Below are 18,784 nucleotides of genomic sequence, written 5' to 3'. Positions count from 1 at the left end.
GGAGAGCTTTCCGTTATTGGCACAGCGTGTCCAGGATGTTCTGCCCAAAGAGCGCCAGCCGCTCCTGAATGCCGGGCAGGGCCAGAGCCTGACCGGGGGAGTTGGCGGTCTTGATCATGGAAAAATTCTGCGGGAGGTAGAAGGACTTGTTCATATTCATTGCAGCGATGATCTGCCGGGCCACCATGTCTCCCCCGGAGTAGCCGGACACGACGATGGCGAAGACTGCCTTGTCGTAGAACCGGGTCTGGCGGAACAGGGCGGTGAGGCGGTTGATGAAGGCGGTGAGGTTGGCGGACAGGGCGTCATTGTAGTTGGGGCACAGCAGGACCAGGGCGTCCGCGGACCGGACGGCGGGATAGACCTCGTCCTGCATCACGCCGCCGTAGAAGCAGCCCCCCTGCTCACCGAAGTGGAGGCACATGGTGTAGGGACAGCCGGAGCAGTCGGACAGGGTGCCGTTGCGCAGGCCGATCTCGCGGATGGCACAGCGTTCCTCCAGCTTCTCCCGCACCTGGGACCACAGATCCATGGTGTTGGAGGTGTGGTGGCTTGAGGCGTGGAGGATCAGGACCTCCGGGCGCTCCTTTTTCGGAAAGACGAAGCCCTCTACCCGCTCCGCCAGCTCCTGGGCGGCATGGCGGTAGGCCCCCATCAGGTCGACCCCCAGATTGTTGGCCTGGACCTGAAAGTTGGCCAGCGAGCCGGTGCCCTCTACCAGGGGACGGCCCACCAGGGCACAGCCCGCCCGGTTCAGGGCCAGGGCGGCCTCGGCGGCGGCGGACTTGGTGTACAGCTCTCCCGCTCCGTCCACGATGAGTCCGGCGGTACAGCCCTGGAGCAGGGACCGCTCCTTCCGCAGCCGGACCAGCATCCGCATGTACTCCAGGTTGATCCCCGTATCCCCCAGGGGCAGGGCCAGCAGCAGCCGCTCCCCGGCTATGCCGGTCAGCTCCTCCGCTGTCCGGAGGACCCGGACCTCCTTCCCGGCCAGAGCCTGACGCAGTACGCCGTTCAGCCGCTGACCGGCCCAGCCGGAGTCGGGAGCAGGATGGATGAGTACCAAAGACATTGGGACACCTTCTCGTTTATAAAATGGTCTTTAAATGCTCCGCCGCCTCCCGGATGTGGCCGAAGAGGGGGTCGGGGATGCGGGGCAGCAGCTCGGTCTCCACCCCGGCGGGGGTGCAGCGGTTCTTCACGCCCATATAGACGCCGTCCAGGAAGACGGAGCCGCAGTGCCACTCCCCCCGGAGGGTGAGCAGCAGGGACAGCGCCCCGGAGGACAGGGCGGGGGCCACGTAGGGCTTGAAGCCGATCTCCCGCATCTTCAGGTTGGCGGTGACGGTGAGCTGGGTCAGCTCCTGGGAGATCTCCTCGTCGTAGTTCTGGATGGAGTTGGCGATAAACAGCCCCGTTCCGTGGGGGCCGTAGGACCGGCCCTCGGTGAGGAAGGAGGCCAGCCGGGGGTCCCGCCTGGCAAAGTAGGCCGCCCGGGCGTTCATCACTCCCAGGCCGAAGCCCTGCACCTGCTCCGGCAGCAGGCCCTGGCCGTCCCAGACACCGTTCTCGTCCTTGTTGCTCTCCAGATAGGCGGTCTTGGCCAGAGGGTCCACCGGGTCGGATACAGCGCACCACAGTCCTCCGAACTGCTTCTCACGGGCCATTTTGGCGTAGTGCTTCACGATGCCCGCGTTGGCCTCAAACTGGGCCATGCGCACATCCTTCACCTGGGAGCCCACCGGCGGGATGCCCTTGGAGGCCACAAAGACGAACAGATCGCAGTCGAAGAGCCGCTCGGGAGGGATGACCTCCACCTCAGGGAAGACGTTGTAGTCCCAGGGCAGGTTGATCTGGCCCATCTCGAACTCCCACCGGGCGGTGATCTGGTCGGACAGGTCGCAGATGCCGATGGAGGAGATCACATCCCCGCCCAGCAGCTTCAGCCCGGTGAGGAGGGTGGAGCCCACATCCCCGATGGCCACGATGTTCACCCGCTTCTTTCCCGTGCTGGGGGACCACCTGATCAGCTTCTCCCAGCCGGGGCGGCTGATGTTGACAGCGGTGACCCGGCCGTCCTCGATGGCCCGGGCGATGCGCTCGTCGGCCTGGACCTGGGGCAGGCGGGAGGCGTCCAGCGTTTCCAGACCGTGACCGGCCTGCGTCAGCTGGCCGGGGTGGGTGACCTTGAAGGAGGCCCGGCCCAGCACCGGGTCGCCGGGGACGGCGGCGAACATCCGCCAGCTTCCAGCGGGCTCGACCTCGGGGCCGAAGCCCTCCAGCGGTTGGGCGGAGACGAGGGCTGCGCCGTTAAAATTGTAATAATGCATAATAATATCACGTCCTGTAGTTTGATTTACGGGTCAAAGAAGGTCTGCACGAAGGCCTCGAAGGTGGGACGGGGGTACGGGGCGCGATGGGTTTCCGACGGGTCATAGCATTGGACCCAGGTGACCCAGTTGCCATGGTCCCGGCCGTGCCGTCCATAAAGCCGGTCATAAAACCGCTTCACATCCGGGTCTGCAGCCAGCGGGGGGCGCAACAGGTGATGCTCGTCGCAGTGGATATACAGGCTCTTGCTCTTGGTGGACAGCGCCGCAGGGTCCTCAATGGCGTTCAGCAGCTTGACTACTCCGTCCCAGTCCTGAGCCTGGACAGCGGCCAGAAAGTCCCGGGCCTGGGCCCGCTCCCGCCGGAATTTTTGGCGCTTTTCGGCGGACAGATTCCGGCACAGGTCGTCTACCCGGTTCACATAGGACATGAAGTAGTCCGCAAAGGTGCGGTTCAAATGCTCCGCCTGATAAGCGGCGAAGGTGCGGGGTTCCGGATAGGCCAAATCCGGGTCGCAGTCGGTGGTGCAGCAGTGGACATACCCCCGGTGGGAGCCGTTCAGAATCAGGTAAATGTCCACAGAGCAGCCCTCATTGGCAATCATATGCTGGCCGTGGTTCAGCATGGGGAAGTACAAATCCCGGTTCAGCAGATGGTCCAGCTCGTCCCACCACTCCTTGCGGTGGGCGTCCTGCCATCGCTGGTCCTTCCAGGCGGGCATATCGGGGTAATAATCCAGATACAGATTCCAGTCGTCGTCGCTCTCCTCTACCCGGATGTAGCGGCGGACCACATCACGAAATGCTTCCTCCCGGTCGTCGCTGTAGATACAGGGCTGCCGGAGCTTTGCGTCTACAGGACAGGGAAACGGAAACAGCCCGTAGGCCGGGCCGGCGCCGCCGTTGCCCAACTGGGTGAGATAGGTCCGGTAGTCCTCCGGGAGGGTGACCTGCATCTGCTCCTCCCAGGCCTCCAGCTCCTCCAGGGGAAGGACCGGGTTGAACAGGTGGGCGTGGCTCCAGCAGGCGAACTGCTCCAGGTCCATGTCCCACCGGCTGGCGGTGTCCAGCACGGCGCGGATTTTGGGGATGTCAAGCACAGAAAGGACCTCCTTACTGATTCTGCCGCAGCAGCTGTTCCAGGTCGTTTTCCAGGTAGACGGAGGCGGACAGGGTGGGGTCGTAGTGCAGACAGGTGCCCTTATCGGGACACAGGGGGAGGATGACCGCCTCGGGCAGGCGGGCCAGGGTCAGGTTACGGCCATAGAGGATGCGGTACTCCTGCTCCAGGGTGCGGATGACGTCCAGCGCACCCTCCAGACAGGCTTTGGACAGGTCGAACACCGCCTCCCGGCCGCACTCGTCCTGATAGAGGGGCTTGGCGTAGGGCAGGATGTGGTTGATGCCGGGCAGCAGGCCGGGCACCGGGGAGCTGAGCCGCCGGACGGTGTTGCCCCCGATGAAGGGGTACATGGTGGCCTCGATGAACCACTGGCGCAGGGTGGGCACGAAGTACACCGAGTCGACCGGCCGCTCCCAGTGGTCCATCAGGTCCTTGCCGTAGCCGGACAGCACCCCTACCAGCACCATGCGGATGGGCACCCCCTCCCGCCGGAGGATGGGGTCCAGGGCCTTGAAGCGGAAGCCGGGGTGCATCAGGTCGTCCACCAGAATCACCGGCCGGTCAAAGGATTTGATGGTCCGAATCTGGCTGGGGATGGGGGCGTAGTAGGGGAAGGGCTCCATCACACTCTCGGACAGGTCGGGGGAGAACACCTTGTCGGTATGGATGGTCTTGGTCACCGTGTTGGGCACCGTCTTGCCCCGGAGGAGCTTGCCGTAGGGAACACACATATTCTCCCCCAGCACCCTTGGATGGGTGGGTACGGCAGGGACGTTGTTATAGTTGGTGATCTTCTCCAGCAGGCGCTGGTGGATGATGTCGGCGGACAGGGTGAGCAGCAGGGAGCCGGGATAGAGCCGGGCCAGCGCCCGCTGAAGGCTCTGGTGGCTGCGGCGGATGGCGGCCAGTACCCGGGCATTGTGGCACAGGGGTTCCTGAATGGTGGTCTCCAGGTTTTGGATGAGGGTGGCGGGGGCATGCATGTCCGTCTCCCAGATGGGACAGCCCTCCTCCCGGGCCAGGAAGCCGGTACGGGTCAGAACGTCCTCCAGCCGGCTGTCGATCCTCCGGTCGTGGGGACAGAACACCGCGTAGACGCAGGACTCCTCCAGGGAGCGGGCCAGCAGCTCGCACAGCAGCAGCTGGTGGTGATCCTTGAACCGCTCCCCGCCCTCGGCGAACAGAGCGGTGATTAGCAGGGTGCTGCCTGCGGCCCGCAGGCGGATGCGGTTGGCCAGCTCCGTGTCGCCCAGGGCGGTGAACAGCTGGGAGGTGGTCAGGGAGCGGTAGGCGATGTAGCCCAGGATTTGTCCCCGGCCCGCCTGGCGCAGCAGCAGAATGCTGTCCCCCTGGTCCGCGACGGCGGTTTGGATGGCCTCCCGGCCAGGCTGGCCAGCGGTGAGGCTGTCCAGCAGCATGGGGTCGGGCTGGCCCACCCATTGGAACTCCAGATCGCCCGCCCCCAGCATGGGCTTCTCCTGGCTGTCCCGGAGGTAGAGGCCGTTCTGGTAGATGAAGTCCTGGATCACCGGGTCGATGAAGTTGGAGATGTCCCGGTTCAGGTCCACATTCTCCCGGATGCGGGTGGAGCTGATGTCCTCCAAATGGGGGGGCAGCTGGAGCTGAATCACCTCGCCGGTGATGGGCAGCGGAGCGGGCAGCTCCTTCTCCCCCGCCCGGCGGAAGATGACATGGTTCATCTGGTGGATGGAGAAGGGCTTGGGCTCCGCCTTGTAGGAGGAGGCGTTGGCCACCACGTCGCTGCCCGCCACAATGTACACCTTCTGGCCGGGGAACAGGTCCACCAGCCGCCGCAGATCGGCGGGGTTGGCAATGTTGACCGGGATGTCGTCCGGGAACAGGTGGACGTGGAAATCCCCCGCCACCGACAGGTTGACGATCTGACGGCGGATCAGGTGGGGCTGGGCCTTCTTGGACCAGGAGAACTCGTCCACCGCCAGATAGACCTCAAAGCCCAGGTCCCGGATGGCGTGGACGATTCCCTTGTGGGACAGGGTGAAGGGGTCGAAGGTGCCGGGGAAGAAGGCGATCTTCCGGGGCGTTTCAAAGGTGAAGGGGCCGTGGTCCAGCCGCCGCAGGGCGATGAAGCGGTTGATGTGGGCCAGGGCGGCCGCCCGGTAGTAGAAGGTCAGGCCGTCCTGCCGGGAGGACTCCTGGGTCAGGAAGAGCAGCTTGCGGTAGCTGAGGGAGAAGAGATGGGCCTTCTGCTCCATATCCAGGATGGGACTCTCGAAGAGGATCTTTCCGGTGACCAGCAGGGCCTCCTGGCGCACCGTCTCCCGGTAGTGGGCCAGGCCCTGGAGGAGCAGGCCCAGCAGCTCCCGGCGGCGGCGGTTATAGACCTCCTGCTTTTCGGAAAAGCGCTGCTGGTAGGCGGGGTAGTGCTGCAGCAGGACGGCAATGGTGTTCAGTGCGCCGGCCACAGCGGAGTCGTTGGGGGAACCCAGCAGGCCCTTGAGCCACAGCACCTGCTCGTCCAGCTCGCTGGGGTGGAGGTACAGGGCGGCCTCCCCCAGGTACTGGGGGATGTATTTGGAGATCTCGTATTGGCCCATCTCCAGGCCCTTGCCCAGCTCCACCACCACCTCGTTGCGCTGCTCCCGGCGGAGCAGGGACAGGGTGTGCACCAGCGCGGAGCCGGCGGTGTGCCGGACCACCACCCGCTCCGACACCTTGACCAGGTTGGAAAAGTGGGTGGCGATATGGAGCACATGGGCCTCCATCCCGTGCTCCACCTGGTCCCGGAGCAGCTCCACGCCGGCCACCTTCACCACCCAGGGGGTGGCGATCTTCAGGTTGTCCAGAAAAACCTCGCTGGTGATGTCGGTGTGGTACAGGATGTGCTCCAGGGCGGAGACGTCCCGCCCCGCCCGGCGGAGGATGCGGCACTTGAGGAACACCGTGGTCAGCTGGCGGGAGGAGGCGTTCTCCGCCACCTGGGCGATGCGGGCCATCTGGGGATGGCTGCGGGGGAGGTTGCGGGCCGTCTCCCGCAGGAACTGGAGAGCGGCGGTGACCAGCCGGAGGTCCTCCGACACGGTGAAGTGGGCGGCGAACTTGACCAGCTTCTCTCTGGTCTCCTCCCCGTAGTGCTTGGGGGGCAGATACCGGGCGGCGTCCAGCAGGGTGAAGGCGGTGTCGTCGTCGGTCTGCTCCGGGCTGTCGTAGTACCGGAGCAGGGCGTCCAGAAACCGGGGGATGTCCCCGGGACGGGCGTGGAGCAGCATGGATTCCACCACCAGCTTCAGCGTGTAGCTGATGTGGGAACGCTGCTGGGGGGTGGTCTTGTGGTCGGGGAAGATGATCATGTCCAGATACTGGCTCCACAGGGTGAAGGGGACCTCCTCCGCCGGATCGTTCTGGGCGTCGTCGGGGATTTCCTTGCGGTAGACCAGGTGGAATCGGGCGATGATCTGGCCGATGAGGGCGCCGGCCTGACGGCGGATGTCACCCTCGCGGTGCATCAGCAGCTCATAGAGGAAGGACAGCGCCTGGGTTTTCTGGCGCACGGACAGGTAGGTGAAATACTCCCCGAACACGTTCAGATAGGCCCGCAGCTGCTGCCAGCTTTTGGTAGAACGGGCGGCCTCGATGAGGTTGCCGAACTTCTGCTCGTTGGACAGCATGTGCATCAGCTGCAGGTTGTGCTCCACCGACAGGAGGATCAGGCCGTTCAGCGTCTCGTCCGGCCCCATGAGAGCGGGGTCCTTATGGGGGGCGGGGTGCTGCTTCTGGCCGGTCAGGTCCACGTCCACCCCCAGGCGGCGCATGTAGTCCTCGAAATCGTGGAGCTTGCCATAGACAAACTCATACCGGCGGCGCTTTTTCCTGTCCACGTTGTCCAGCTTGGACAAGATCACCTGAAAGGACTGGTCCAGGGGGTAGAGGACCACAATCTCATTGCCCTCTTTGTCCCGCTCCGACTTGGAGCGGAAGTCGGCGTAGATCAGCAGCAGGGACTCCACCGACAGGGACTCCAGCTCCAGGTCCCAGGTGGAGTGGTTGGAAGCGATGTGGCTGATGTCCTCCATCTTCCGCTCCAGCAGCCACTGGTCGGTGTAGTAGTAGTGGAGGTAGGGCACCCGCTCCCCGGGGCGGCAGCCGAATTTGCCCACGTCGTGGGCGGCGGCGGCGGCGGAGATCAGAGCCAGGTCCACCTCCACCCCCGCCTCCGCCAGCCCCCGGGCGGCGGTCATGGCGATGTAGTGGACCCCGGCAATGTGGCTCAGGGTCTTGAAGGGGGTGAACTCCATCCCCAGGCGCATCAGCTCGTAGAGGAACTCCCCCCGCCAGGCCGCCAGGAACCGGCGGTACTCCCTGGCTTTGTCGCAGACCTCGTACTCCTCCTCGGTGAGGAACTGGAAGTCCAGCATGGGATCAAAGGGCAGGGCGGTCCGCTCCTGGTCCAGCAGGACCTGAAGGACGGTGAGGTAAAACTCCGCCCCGCTGCCGCAGCGGTCCGCCTCGGGGGCGAAGCCGTTTTCCGGGTACATGATGTGGCAGACATACTGGTAGGTGAAGGGACCCCAGCCCTTCTCCGGCGCTTTGGGGCACAGCCGGTCCAGGATGGACGTGCACAGCTCCAGGATGCGGGCGCAGCTCAGGCGCTCCCGGATGGGGAACAGGGCGGCGAGACCGTCGGTCCAGGCGGGAGCCTTCATCAGCTCCTGAAGGGTCCGGCGGTTGGCGAACCCCCCCGGCCTGCGGGCAGCCAGGGCCTCGAGGATATCACGGTTCAGCTGTCGGATCAGTTTGTTCATACCGTCACCTCATCCGCCGTCCCCAGTCCGGGGGCGGCAAAATTATCTCATAATAAGCATAGCACATTTTCTCCGGTTTGGAAAGAGAAAACGCGGCCCCGAAGCCGGGACCGCGTCCAGAATATTCCATATGCGGAGATCCGGCTCCGCAGCCGGAAGTCTAGTTCCGCCAGCGGGCCTCCAGCACCCGGCCGATGACCGCGCCCAGAAGCAGGAGATTGCCGCACAGGTAGAGCCAAACCAGCAGGATGATCAGGGAGGCCAGCGAGCCGTAGACCAGAGCGTAGCGGGAGGACATCCCGATGAACCAGGAGAACATCACCGACGCCCCCACGATGGCCAGCGCAGCCAGCAAGGAGGACAGGAGCACCACCGGCAGGCGCATGGCCCCCCTGGGGGTCCCCGCCCGGTAGACAATCAGCACCAGCAGCAGTACAAAAGAGAACAGCAGCAGGTAGCGCATCCACTGCCACAGCCCGGACAGAGCGTCCAGGGGGAGCAGCTCAGCGATGTGCCGGGGCAGGTGGAGCTCCAGCAGGCGGAAGAACCACTCACCGGTAAAAATAACCACCACAGACAGGTAGATGGTCAGCAGGAACAGCGCCGACAGCAGTACGCTGAGGACGAGCCTCCGCAGGGGGTGGACGCTGGTTCCGCCGTGGAGTTCGTCCATGGCGGCCAGCAGAGTGCGCAGTCCCGCCGAGGCGGAGATGAGGATGGTGATCAGGCTGGCCAGCAGCAGGGCGGGGGATTGACTGGCGGTCACGTAGCGCAGGTAGTCCCCCATCACCGCCAGCGCCTCGGCGGGCAGCAGCTGGTCCAGGGAGCGGAGCAGCTCCTCCAGGTCCAGATGGAACAGACCGATGAAGTAGTTGACGCACACCAGCAGGGGAAACAAGGTCAGGATCAGGAAGTAAGACAGCGCCGCCGCCGCCCGGGAGGCCCCCATCTTGAGAAACAGCTCCGCCGTCTCCACCACGAAGGAGACCGGAGGCAGAGAAAACAGCTTTTGCATGGCGGCAGACCTCCTTCCGAACAGTTCCCGTCAGGTTCCCTTTTGGAGGGGGCGCCTTTGGGGAACAACCGTCATTTTACCACAGATCCTTGGAAAAACAAAAACGAAAAAAGCCGTCTGTTGATCCAGACGGCTTCCCTTCGCGCACGCTCAAGCCAGCTTGCTCAGCTTGATGGTCATCTTGCTCTTCTTGTTGGCGGCATTGTTGCGGTGCAGCAGACCCTTGGCGGCGGCCTTGTCGACCGCCTTGACGGCCACCTTGTAAGCGACATCGGCCTCGCTGCGGTTGCCTTCCGCCACCGCGGCCTCAAACTTCTTGATGTCGGTCTTCAGCGCGGATCGTGCGGCCTTATTCTGCGCGGCCTTGGCCTGAGACACCAGAACGCGCTTCTTAGCAGACTTAATATTCGGCAAACCAAACACCTCCTCCGATATTCATCTTTGATTTAGGTGACAATACACCCACGCAGATTTGTATTGTAGCACTCTCTTCGAAAAAAATCAACTGTTTTTTCAAAAAAATTTCCGGAGCGGGATAGTTTTTCAAAAGCCGCAGAAACTAAGGCGGACAGGAAAAAGATTCCGCAGCAGATCGTATAAAAGGAGGGAGCGCCATGCGCATGCGCCGTACCGACCTGGCCCTGGAGGCCAGAGAGCTGTGGCAGGAGCAGACCGGAGCGGTCTCCGCCCTGCCTGGAGTGGAGGCCCGGGACAGCCTCCGGGAGGGAATCCCGGTGAATACCGTCCAGGTGCTGGACGAGCGGGGGGAAAACGCTCTGGGCAAGCCCAGGGGGAGCTATGTCACCCTGACGCTGGAGGGCCTGGCCCGCCGGGAGGAGGGGATCTTTCCCCGCTCGGTTCAGGCAGTGGCAGCGGAGCTGGCCGGGCTGATCCAGGATATTCCCCAAAACGGCCTGGTGCTGGTGGCCGGGTTGGGCAACCGGGCCATCACCCCTGACGCTGTCGGCCCCAAGGTTCACCAGAACACTCTGGTCACCCGCCATCTGGTGCGGCAGATGCCGGAGCACTTCGGTTCGCTGCGGCCGGTGGCCTCGGTAGCGGCGGAGGTGATGGGCACCACCGGCGTGGAGAGCGGCGAGCTGGTTCGGGCGGTGTGCGAGAAGCTCCAGCCCGCCTGCGTGGTAGCGGTGGACGCTCTGGCCTCCCGCTCGCTGAAGCGGCTGTGCAAGACGGTGCAGATCGCCGATACCGGCATCACCCCCGGCTCCGGCGTGGGCAACCACCGGATGGGCCTCACCCGGGATACCCTGGGGGTGCCCGTCATCGCTGTGGGGGTGCCCACCGTGGTGGACGGCGCCACCCTGGCCGCCGACCTGCTGGGGACCGAGCAGCTGCCCGATCTGGGCGAGGGGGGCGGCCTTCTGGTCACCCCCAAGGACATCGACAGCCAGGTGAACGACCTGGCCAAGGTCATCGGCTACGGCATCAGCATGGCCCTTCAGCCGGGCCTGTCGGTGGAGGAGCTGGATCTGCTGCTGAGCTAGGAATAATGTTCCAAAACCGGGGTACACTAGAGATTGACATTGGACAAGCAAAGGATGTGACAGACATGGTGAAAGGGATCACCCGGCAGGTGATTTTGGTCAAATCTCCCGACCCCCGGCTCTTTGAGGAGGCCATCTTCATCGTCAAGGAGGAGGCCCTGGCTCGGGAGGGGGTGAGCGCCGACAAGGTGCTGCGGGAGGCGCGTCAGGCCGCCAACGGCTATTTGAAGCAGGGCAAAGCTTGGAACCGGCGGCTGGAGCGGCTCCCCGCCCCCGTCTGGGGGGCGCTGGGGGCGGCTCTGGCCTCAGCGGGCTGGGCGGCTTGGCTGTTTTTGCTGTAACTATTTTCCAGTGGGCGCATAGTATGAAGTGAGGGCCGGCGGCAGGTCCTCACCCCCAAACGTCCGGCGGCGTTTCCACCTAGGACAAGAGGTTTTCTTTCCTCCTTTTGATTATGATTTGCGGTCCGGCGGGCAGTCCGCCGGACCGCTTTCTGTTAGCCTCTGGCGCCTCCAAAGAGGCGGGGACTCCTTTGGCGGATGAGGGACAGGAGCGCCAGTATGACCGCCCCTCCCGCCATCAGGAGCAGGCCGTCCCCCCAGGAGCCTCCGCAGGCGCGGAGGTAGAGGGTGACGGGCATCCAGCGGATCACCGGCTCCAGAGCGGGGAACAGCAGGGAGAGGTCCAGCAGCACCGGGGACAGGAGCAGGCCCAGCGCCGGAACAAAGGGCATGAGGACCGGCAGGGCGGTCCACCCGGCGGGCCAGCAGGCCAGTGCAAGGGCCGCCGCCCCCCAGAACATCAAATAAGGGATCAGGGCCAGAAGGCAGGGGGGCTCCGCCTGCACCGCCAGCAGGGCCAGCGCCCCCGAGCACAGCGTGGGAATCAGGGCCGCCGCCAGCCGGGGCAGCAGCAGGGAAAGGGTCCCCTGCAGGGGGAGCAGGCGCCGGACGGCGGGGCTGTCCAGCCAGCGGCCCAGGTCCATGGCGGTGAGGAGGGTCCAGATCAACAGCAGGATGGCCGTCAGCCCGGACAGCAGGTTGGATACGCCGCGGTCCGCCAGAGTGAGGGGGTCCAGAGGACGGCCGTCTGCCGTCTCCATGGTCACCAGCACCCGCTCCTGGTCCAGCAGGACCTGGTTCAGGCGGGGGCGCGCCGCATCCAGCTCCTCCTGGCTGAGGATGCTGCTGTCCAGCAGGTAACGCTCTGCGATGCCGGGGGAGACAAGCTCTGCCGTACAGGCGGCCGCCGTCTCCCGCACCATGGGGTAGACAGCCGAGCCGGGACCGGTGAGCAGGGTGAACAGTCCCTCCACCTCCAGCCGGGCCAGCCGGGCCTCAAAGTCCTCCGGGAGGATCAGGGCACAGTCCCACTGGCCGGAGGCCACCTGGCGCTCCGCCCGGCTGCGGTCCGCCCGGTAAAAGGTGACGGCCAAGCCGCTGCGCCGCTCCAGCCGCTGCCAGAAGGACTCCCCGCCCTCCTCTGGGAGCACCACCCCGACCTGGACGGGGGTGGATACCTCCTCGGGCGGGAGGAGCCGGGCGGTCCCGGCGATGAGCAGGGGCAGGAGAAGGAGCAGGACCCACGTCCGCCGGCTGGACAGCTGGGTGCGCAGGCTGCTTCGAAACAGGGTCAGAACAAAGCTCACAGCGCCACCTCCTGACGGTCCGCCCGGCGGCGGTACAGGGTCAGAGCCAGAAGGGCCATCCCCAGCATGGACAGGGCCAGACAGATCCAGGCGGACCGGTCCACCTCATAGCCCATGGGCCAGGCGGCCAGCTGGCGCAGCCAGGCGGTGGGAGAGAGCCAGCTCAGCTGCCGCATTGGGCCGGGCAGCAGAACGGGGGGCAGGATGCCTCCGGCCAGCGCCAGCGACAGCAGGGAGACGCCAAAGGCAATCAGGCCGCATCCGGCGGCGTTTCCCGCGGCCAGACAGCACACGGCGCAGAACTCGGAGCAGAACAGGGCCATCAGCAGGGCGGAGCCGGTCAGGGCCAGCGGATGCCCCTCCCCCGCCAGCAGCAGGGTGGGGAGCAGCAGGAGAAGAAGGGCCAGCGCACCGGCGGCCACGCCGCTGAAGCATCCCCCAGCCGAGCTCCGCCCCACGCTGCGCAGGCGGCGCTGGAACCGGAGCCAGTCCCCGCTGTAGATGGGGACGAACAGCGGAGCGGCGGACAGGGCAAAGCTGACGGCCAGGGAGAGCACGTAGTGGAGCGGGATGGGCAGAGTCTCCGTGGCGGAGAGAAACTCGGGCTGGAACATGCCGGTCCGGTTCATGGCCAGAGAGATGTAGCGCAGGTTGATATCGAGGACCACCTGATCCCGGGTGAGGCCGGGCGGAGGGGCGTCCTCATACAGGTCCAGCACGGCGTACACTCCGCTCTGGAAGGCGGACAGGATGTCGCTGGCGCTCTGCCCCACCCACAGCAGCAGCAGGGACTCCAGCGGCCGGTCCCCCGCCGTCACCAGGCGCAGGTCCGGGTTCTCCCCCCACATGACTCCGTGGATGAAGTCCTCAGGCAGGACCAGTACGGCGGTGACGGTCCCGTCCCGCAGGGCGGCCATGGCCTCCTCCTCTCCCATAGCCGTAATGCTGCAGTACTGGGCGATGTCCTCCATGTCCCCCATAAACTGCTCCAGGAGCTGGGGGATGTTGTCCCCGTCCGGGGCGGTGACGGCCAGGGTCACCCCGGAAAAGGCTACCCCCCGGGTCAGCAGATAACCGGCCGCCTGACCCGCCCCCAGGGGGAGGAGAAGGCACAAAAGGGCAAGCCCTGCCAGCAGCCACCGCTGCCGGCAGAGCCTGACCAGGGTCAGTTTGAAGCACTGTCCAAAGTACCTCATTGCCGCTTAAAAGCCGCCCATCATCGCCCAGAGCAGGTCGTCGGGCAGACGGGAGACAAATGTGCGCTGCATGTCAGAGAACCAGAGAATGGCGTTGGACTGGAGGTCCAGGCCGAGGTCCATCAGCTCCTGCTCGGACATACTGGCGATCATCCGCGGATTTCCCACGTCCATGCGTTCCGGATGGCAGTCCGCGTAGTAGCGGAAGCCCAGGGTGCAGACCTCCATGCCCATCGCCCGGACGGAGATCTCATCCAGGTCCAGGCTGATGTGGTCCTGGTCCATATCCAGATCGCCCTCCATCTCCAGCACGCAGATGCTGAGGCCGGAGCTGTCCACGCTCAACTTCCAGGCAAAGCTGCCGTCCCCTCCTCTGGGGTCGATGGACAGGTCGGAGGTCACCCGGGCCACGGTGCTGCTGTCCTGGCGGACCCGGATGGTGGTCTCGTCGGTGTAGAGGCCGCTCTTCAGGCCGTGGTCGCCGGTGGACTTCACCTCCACCAGCACGTCCTCAGCCTCCACATTCACGCTGAGGTCGTCCACATACTCCTCGCCGCCGCCCAGATAGACGGCCAGCTTCACCTCGGAGCCGCTGATCCGGTCCGTATAGATCACAGCCGTCACAGCAGACACATAGCCGCCGCTGAGGCAGACATCCAGCTCCACATCGCCCAGCTCCTCAATGGCGTCCCGGAGGGCGTCGGCCAGGTCGCCATAGACGTCCAGCTCCTCCAGGGCGGACAGGATCTCATCGATCTGATCCTGGGGCATCCCCATGGAGCGGTAGAGCTCCTCGTAGAGGTCGTAGTAGTTCAGGGCGGACAGCGTGGTCTCCAGGCTGTCCACATACTGGTTCAGCGCCTCCTCCGAGAGGGTGACGCGGTAGGCGGTGGCCTTGGTGCTGGTACCGTTCAGGTCCAGAGTCATGGAGCCCGTCTTTTTGACCTCTGCGGCATCCCAAAGGCCTTTGGAGGCCTCCTTCAGGCTCTGCTCCATGGCCTCCTGATCCATCTGGTCCAGCATCAGATCCACCAGCTCGAACAGGTTGAAGCTCACGCTTTGGATCGAGTCGTCGCCGGTTATCGCCGCCAGGTCCTCACCCAGGGTCTCGGTGTTCATGCCGTAGAAGGCGCCTCCGGTGAACTCCGGGGAGGCAAAGTAGAGCTCCGCGTCATCCGCCGCCATTTGGAAGGAGAGCAGGTCCTCGTCCCCCCAATAGGCGCCCAGGTCAAAGGACATGGTGCGGGCGCTGCCGTCGCAGCTGGCCTCCAGGTACAGGCCGAGGCCCTCCAGCGCGGACATGTCGTAACCCACCAGCTGGCTGTTGATGCCCTTCAGCTCCAGGGCAAGCTGCTGCTGGAGGGTCTGGTCCTGCTGCCACCGCTCCATGTCAGGCGCGCTCAGCTTCTCCTCGGCTGCCCGGTAGGCTGCGATGGAGTTAAGCAGGGCCTTCTCCACCTCCGCCTTGGGCGAGCCGAACAGGCCGCCGGCGAATACCACTACAAGAGCAATCACCGCTGCCGCGGCCACGCCAAGGCCGATGAACAGGCCGGTTTTCTTCCGTCCCCCTCCGCCCTCGGGAGCCTCCCAGGCGGGAGCGGCTCCCTGGGCCGGGGTGGTAGCCGGATCGGGACTGTTCAACGCGCCGCAGCTGGGACAGAACCGGGCGTCGTCTCGCATCTCGTTTCCACATTGCTTGCAAACCATAATGCTTCCTCCATTTCTATTGATGCTGATCTATTGATGGACGCATCTTCCCTCCTCCAGCCGCAGCACCGCGCCGCACAGCCGGTCCAGCTCGGACTGGTGGTGGCTGCACCACACCAGACTGCCGCCGCCGGAGACAAAGTCCTCCAGCCAGTCCAGCAGCTGGGGGACGTAGCCCTGATCCAGGCCGCTGGTGGCCTCGTCCATGAGCAGTACCCGGGGCTGGGCCAGCAGGCCGAGGGCTATGCTCACCCGCTGAGCCATCCCCCCGGACAGCGCCCGGATGGGCTGGTTCAGCAGAGGCTCCAGCCCCATCAGCTCCATGATGCCGGCCGGCAGGGGGCCGGAGAGGCCGCAGGCGGCCTGCCACAGGACAAGCTGCTGCCTGACGGTCAGCTCCCGGGCCAGTTCGGCACTCTGGGGGACGTAGCCCAAGGCGCTCCGTAAAAACAGCCGGTCTCCTAAAATCGAGCGGCCCTGATAGAGAACATCTCCCCCGTCCGCCCGCTCGATTTGGGCGATGAGCCGCAGAAGGGTGGACTTGCCGGAGCCGTTGCTCCCCGCCAGGCCCAGGCACTGCCCCGGCGGCAGGACAAAGCTCAGGGGCGCAAGGACCTGGCGTCCCTGGTAGCTCTTGTGCAGCTGACGCACCTCCAGCATGGCATCCCCTCCTTTTGAAGTCTTTGATTCAGTATTACATATTTGCCAGGAAAAATCAAGAGGCGGGGAGGCCGGAAGGAAAAGGAAACCTTAATCGATCCTTAATGAAATCCTCAGGATTCCTTTAGAGTATTTTTTACAACTGTATGATATGATCTAGTACAGCTCGAGGAAAGGAGCATCACTGATGTCTGATATCTTAACAGTAACCGATCTGAAAAAGGTCTACGGCAAGGGCGGGTCGCTGACCCGAGCGCTGGACGGCGTGTCCCTGTCTCTGGAGGCGGGAGAATTTGTGGGGGTGATGGGCCCCTCCGGTTCGGGCAAGACCACCCTGCTCAACTGCGTGTCCACCATCGACCGGCCCTCCGCCGGGTCCATCGTCATCGACGGGAGGGAGCTGACCCGGCTCAAGGGCAAGGAGCTGGCCAAATTCCGCCGGGAACGGCTGGGCTTCATCTTTCAGGACTGCAACCTGCTGGACACCCTCACCACCTATGAGAACATCGCCCTGTCCCTGTCCATCATCCGGGCCCCCGCCCAGAAGATCGACAGGCGGGTGCGGGAGATGGCGGAGTTTTTGGGCATTACCGAATGTCTGAACAAGTACCCCTACCAGATGTCCGGGGGCCAGCAGCAGCGGTGCGCCGCCGCCCGGGCCATGGTGACCCACCCCGCCCTGGTGCTGGCCGACGAGCCCACCGGCGCGCTGGACTCCAAGTCCTCCCAGATGCTGCTGGACCGGCTGGACGCCCTGAACCGGGACCTGGGCACCACCATCCTCATGGTCACCCACGACGCCTTTACCGCCAGCTGCTGCCGCCGGGTGGTCTTCCTCCGGGACGGAAAACTGTTCCTGGAGCTCCACCGGGAAAATGACAGCCGGAAAGCTTTCTTCCAAAAGATCATCCAGGTGGTCACCGAAATGGGAGGAGGGATGGCCGATGTTCTCTAAGCTGGCCCTGCGCAACGTGCGCCGGTCCTTTCGGGACTACGGGGTGTATCTGCTCACCCTCACCTTTGGCGTCTGCCTGTTCTACACCTTCAACTCCCTGGACGGCCAGGGGGCGCTGGTCTATCTGGACAATGTAGGCAACCCCATCGTGGAGGCCATCACCACGCTGATAGACGTTTTTTCCGTCTTCGTGGCGGTGGTGCTGGCCTGCCTGATCCTCTACGCCAACCGCTTTCTCCTCCGCCGCCGGAAGCGGGAGCTGGGCACCTACCTGCTGCTGGGCCTGAGCCAGGGGCAGGTGTCCCGCCTGCTCTTTCTGGAGACGGGCCTCATCGGCCTGATCTCCCTGGCCGCCGGACTGGCCCTGGGGGTGGCGGCCAGCTTTGGGATGTCCGCCCTCACTCTGTCCATGTTCGAGATAGACGTGTCCAACATGCTGGCTGTGAGATTTTCCTCCGGGGCGGCGGGCAAGACGGTGCTGTACTTCGGCGTAATCTTCCTGCTGGTGATGGTCCTCAGCGGGGTGCAGGTGTCCAAGGCAAAGCTCATTGACCTGATCCACGGGGAGCGGAAAAACGAGGTGCTGAAGCCCCGGCCCCTGGGAGTGGCGGTGTTCCAGTTTGTGCTGGGGGTGGTCTGCCTCATCGCCGCTTACGCCATTCTGCTCACCTTCGGCATGGCGCTGGCCGTTGCGGTTCCCTTTCTGTGCTTCCCCATGCTGGGGCTGGGAACGGCGGGCACCCTGCTGATCTTCCGGTCCCTGTCCGGCTTTGTGATGAAGTTCGTCCAGGGCCGCCCGGGGCTGTACTACAAAAATCTCAACGTCTTCACCCTGCGCCAATGGCTGAGCAAGGTCCACACCACCTACCTGGCTCAGACGGTGGTGTGCATCCTCCTGCTGCTGGCCATCGGCATCACCGCCAGCTCCATCGGCCTGAACTCCACCCTGTCCGCCATGACCGACCAGGAGGCCCCCTTCGACATCACCATTCAGAACCGCTCCGCCGACGACTCGGGTCCCGTGGACTTTGCCGCGGTGCTGGAGGAGGGAGGCTTCGATACCGGGACCTTGCTGTCCGGACAGGTGGATTTCTGCGCCTACTACAACGACCCCGCCATAACCGGGGTGGAGGAGGTATCCGGCATCCTGGCCCTGTCCGACCTGAACGCCCTGCTGGCCCTCCAGGGGAAAGCGCCCGTTACGCTGTCCCCGGGGGAGTCCAAGCTGCTGGAAGCCTGGGGAGACGGCCTGGTGACAGGCAGCCTGGGCATCTACAGCGCCGTAGTGGAGGACAGCGTTGCCCGGCAGCTGGAGGTCCGCCGCCAGTATTGGTCGGCCAACTACACCGGGGACAGCGCCCCGACGGAGGAACGCCTGCTCCAGCTGCTGCGCCCCCTCCAGCTGGAAAACCAGTTCCGGATTGAGAGCCGCCTGTCCATCTACGCCGATATGGTGGGCAACAAGATCCTGGCCCTGTTTTTGGGGCTGTATCTGGGCTTCACCTTCCTGCTGGCGGCCACCGCCGTGCTGGCCCTCCAGCAGCTGAGCCAGGCCGCCGACAACACCGGGCGGTACGCCATCCTCCGCCGGCTGGGCGCGGAGGAGCGGCAGGTGAAAAAATCCGCCACCCAGCAGGTGGCCCTGGCCTTCCTCCTGCCCCTGCTTTTGGCGGTGGTCCACTCCGTTGTGGGGATGAAGGCCGCCAACGACATCATCTCCAGCGTAGGCAGAGTGGACAGCGCGGCCAGTTCCATGATTACTGCCGGGGTGCTCCTGGTGGTCTACGGAGGGTACTTCCTGGCCACCTCCCTGGCCTGCCGCCGCATGGCGAAGAACGCATAAAAAGGGACCCGCCCGATCCTG

At 64.7% G+C, this 18,784-nt stretch carries 14 protein-coding genes; 4 read left to right on the top strand and 10 right to left on the bottom strand.

Annotated features, from left to right (window positions below; translation table 11 throughout):
• Positions 1-13: 13 nt before the first annotated feature.
• The 6 genes from VV088_RS15845 to rpsT form a co-directional block, all read right to left on the bottom strand.
• Positions 14-1,072, bottom strand: a complete 1,059-nt coding sequence (locus VV088_RS15845; protein WP_334601682.1) for a flavodoxin family protein — start codon at positions 1,070-1,072, stop codon at positions 14-16.
• A gap of 16 nt (positions 1,073-1,088) precedes the next feature.
• Positions 1,089-2,330: a lactate dehydrogenase gene (locus tag VV088_RS15840; protein WP_334601681.1), complete on the bottom strand. Its 1,242-nt coding sequence runs from the start codon at positions 2,328-2,330 to the stop codon at positions 1,089-1,091.
• A 26-nt stretch (positions 2,331-2,356) separates the two neighbouring features.
• Positions 2,357-3,430, bottom strand: coding sequence for an SMI1/KNR4 family protein (locus VV088_RS15835; RefSeq protein ID WP_334601680.1), 1,074 nt, complete (start codon positions 3,428-3,430; stop codon positions 2,357-2,359).
• 13 nt (positions 3,431-3,443) lie between these two features.
• A complete protein-coding gene (locus VV088_RS15830; protein WP_334601679.1) occupies positions 3,444-8,234 on the bottom strand; it encodes a nicotinate-nicotinamide nucleotide adenylyltransferase in 4,791 nt (1,596 codons plus the stop codon).
• Between the two features lie 160 nt (positions 8,235-8,394).
• The gene (locus VV088_RS15825) at positions 8,395-9,249 is read right to left on the bottom strand and encodes a YihY/virulence factor BrkB family protein (protein ID WP_334601678.1); all 855 of its coding nucleotides are present in this window, start codon (positions 9,247-9,249) and stop codon (positions 8,395-8,397) included.
• A gap of 150 nt (positions 9,250-9,399) precedes the next feature.
• Positions 9,400-9,663 carry a 30S ribosomal protein S20 gene (rpsT, locus tag VV088_RS15820; RefSeq protein ID WP_334601677.1) on the bottom strand — a complete coding sequence of 88 codons (264 nt, stop codon included), beginning with the start codon at positions 9,661-9,663 and terminating at the stop codon, positions 9,400-9,402.
• Positions 9,664-9,863: 200 nt separating this feature from the next.
• On the opposite strand from rpsT, the gene gpr reads away from it, so the two are divergent.
• Together gpr and VV088_RS15810 are read left to right on the top strand one after the other, a co-directional pair.
• On the top strand, positions 9,864-10,754 hold the full coding sequence (gene gpr, locus VV088_RS15815; RefSeq protein ID WP_334601676.1) for a GPR endopeptidase: 891 nt from the start codon (positions 9,864-9,866) through the stop codon (positions 10,752-10,754).
• 65 nt (positions 10,755-10,819) lie between these two features.
• Complete coding sequence (locus tag VV088_RS15810) at positions 10,820-11,095, top strand: translation initiation factor 2 (RefSeq protein ID WP_334601675.1); 276 nt, start codon at positions 10,820-10,822, stop codon at positions 11,093-11,095.
• A 155-nt stretch (positions 11,096-11,250) separates the two neighbouring features.
• Here the strand turns inward: VV088_RS15810 and VV088_RS15805 are convergent, their stop codons facing one another.
• The 4 genes from VV088_RS15805 to VV088_RS15790 are packed head-to-tail and all read right to left on the bottom strand — an operon-like array spanning position 11,251 to position 15,965.
• The gene (locus VV088_RS15805) at positions 11,251-12,402 is read right to left on the bottom strand and encodes a hypothetical protein (protein WP_334601674.1); all 1,152 of its coding nucleotides are present in this window, start codon (positions 12,400-12,402) and stop codon (positions 11,251-11,253) included.
• Positions 12,399-13,598, bottom strand: coding sequence for an ABC transporter permease (locus VV088_RS15800; RefSeq protein WP_334601673.1), 1,200 nt, complete (start codon positions 13,596-13,598; stop codon positions 12,399-12,401). The genes VV088_RS15805 and VV088_RS15800 overlap by 4 nt, the downstream gene beginning before the upstream one ends.
• Positions 13,599-13,604: 6 nt before the next feature.
• A complete protein-coding gene (locus VV088_RS15795) occupies positions 13,605-15,305 on the bottom strand; it encodes a zinc ribbon domain-containing protein (protein WP_334601672.1) in 1,701 nt (566 codons plus the stop codon).
• A gap of 30 nt (positions 15,306-15,335) precedes the next feature.
• Entirely contained in the window at positions 15,336-15,965 is a 630-nt protein-coding gene (locus VV088_RS15790) for an ABC transporter ATP-binding protein (protein ID WP_334601671.1), read from the bottom strand.
• A 187-nt stretch (positions 15,966-16,152) separates the two neighbouring features.
• Between VV088_RS15790 and VV088_RS15785 the strand changes: the two genes are divergently transcribed.
• Entirely contained in the window at positions 16,153-16,920 is a 768-nt protein-coding gene (locus VV088_RS15785) for an ABC transporter ATP-binding protein (RefSeq protein WP_334601670.1), read from the top strand.
• Entirely contained in the window at positions 16,910-18,763 is a 1,854-nt protein-coding gene (locus VV088_RS15780) for an FtsX-like permease family protein (protein WP_334601669.1), read from the top strand. The genes VV088_RS15785 and VV088_RS15780 overlap by 11 nt, the downstream gene beginning before the upstream one ends.
• Positions 18,764-18,784: the final 21 nt, after the last annotated feature.

Source organism: Lawsonibacter sp. JLR.KK007 (genome assembly GCF_036941135.1).
GTDB lineage: Bacteria > Bacillota > Clostridia > Oscillospirales > Oscillospiraceae > Lawsonibacter.
Note: the sequence above shows the minus strand (reverse complement) of the source record. Positions and strands in the feature narration are given on the sequence as shown.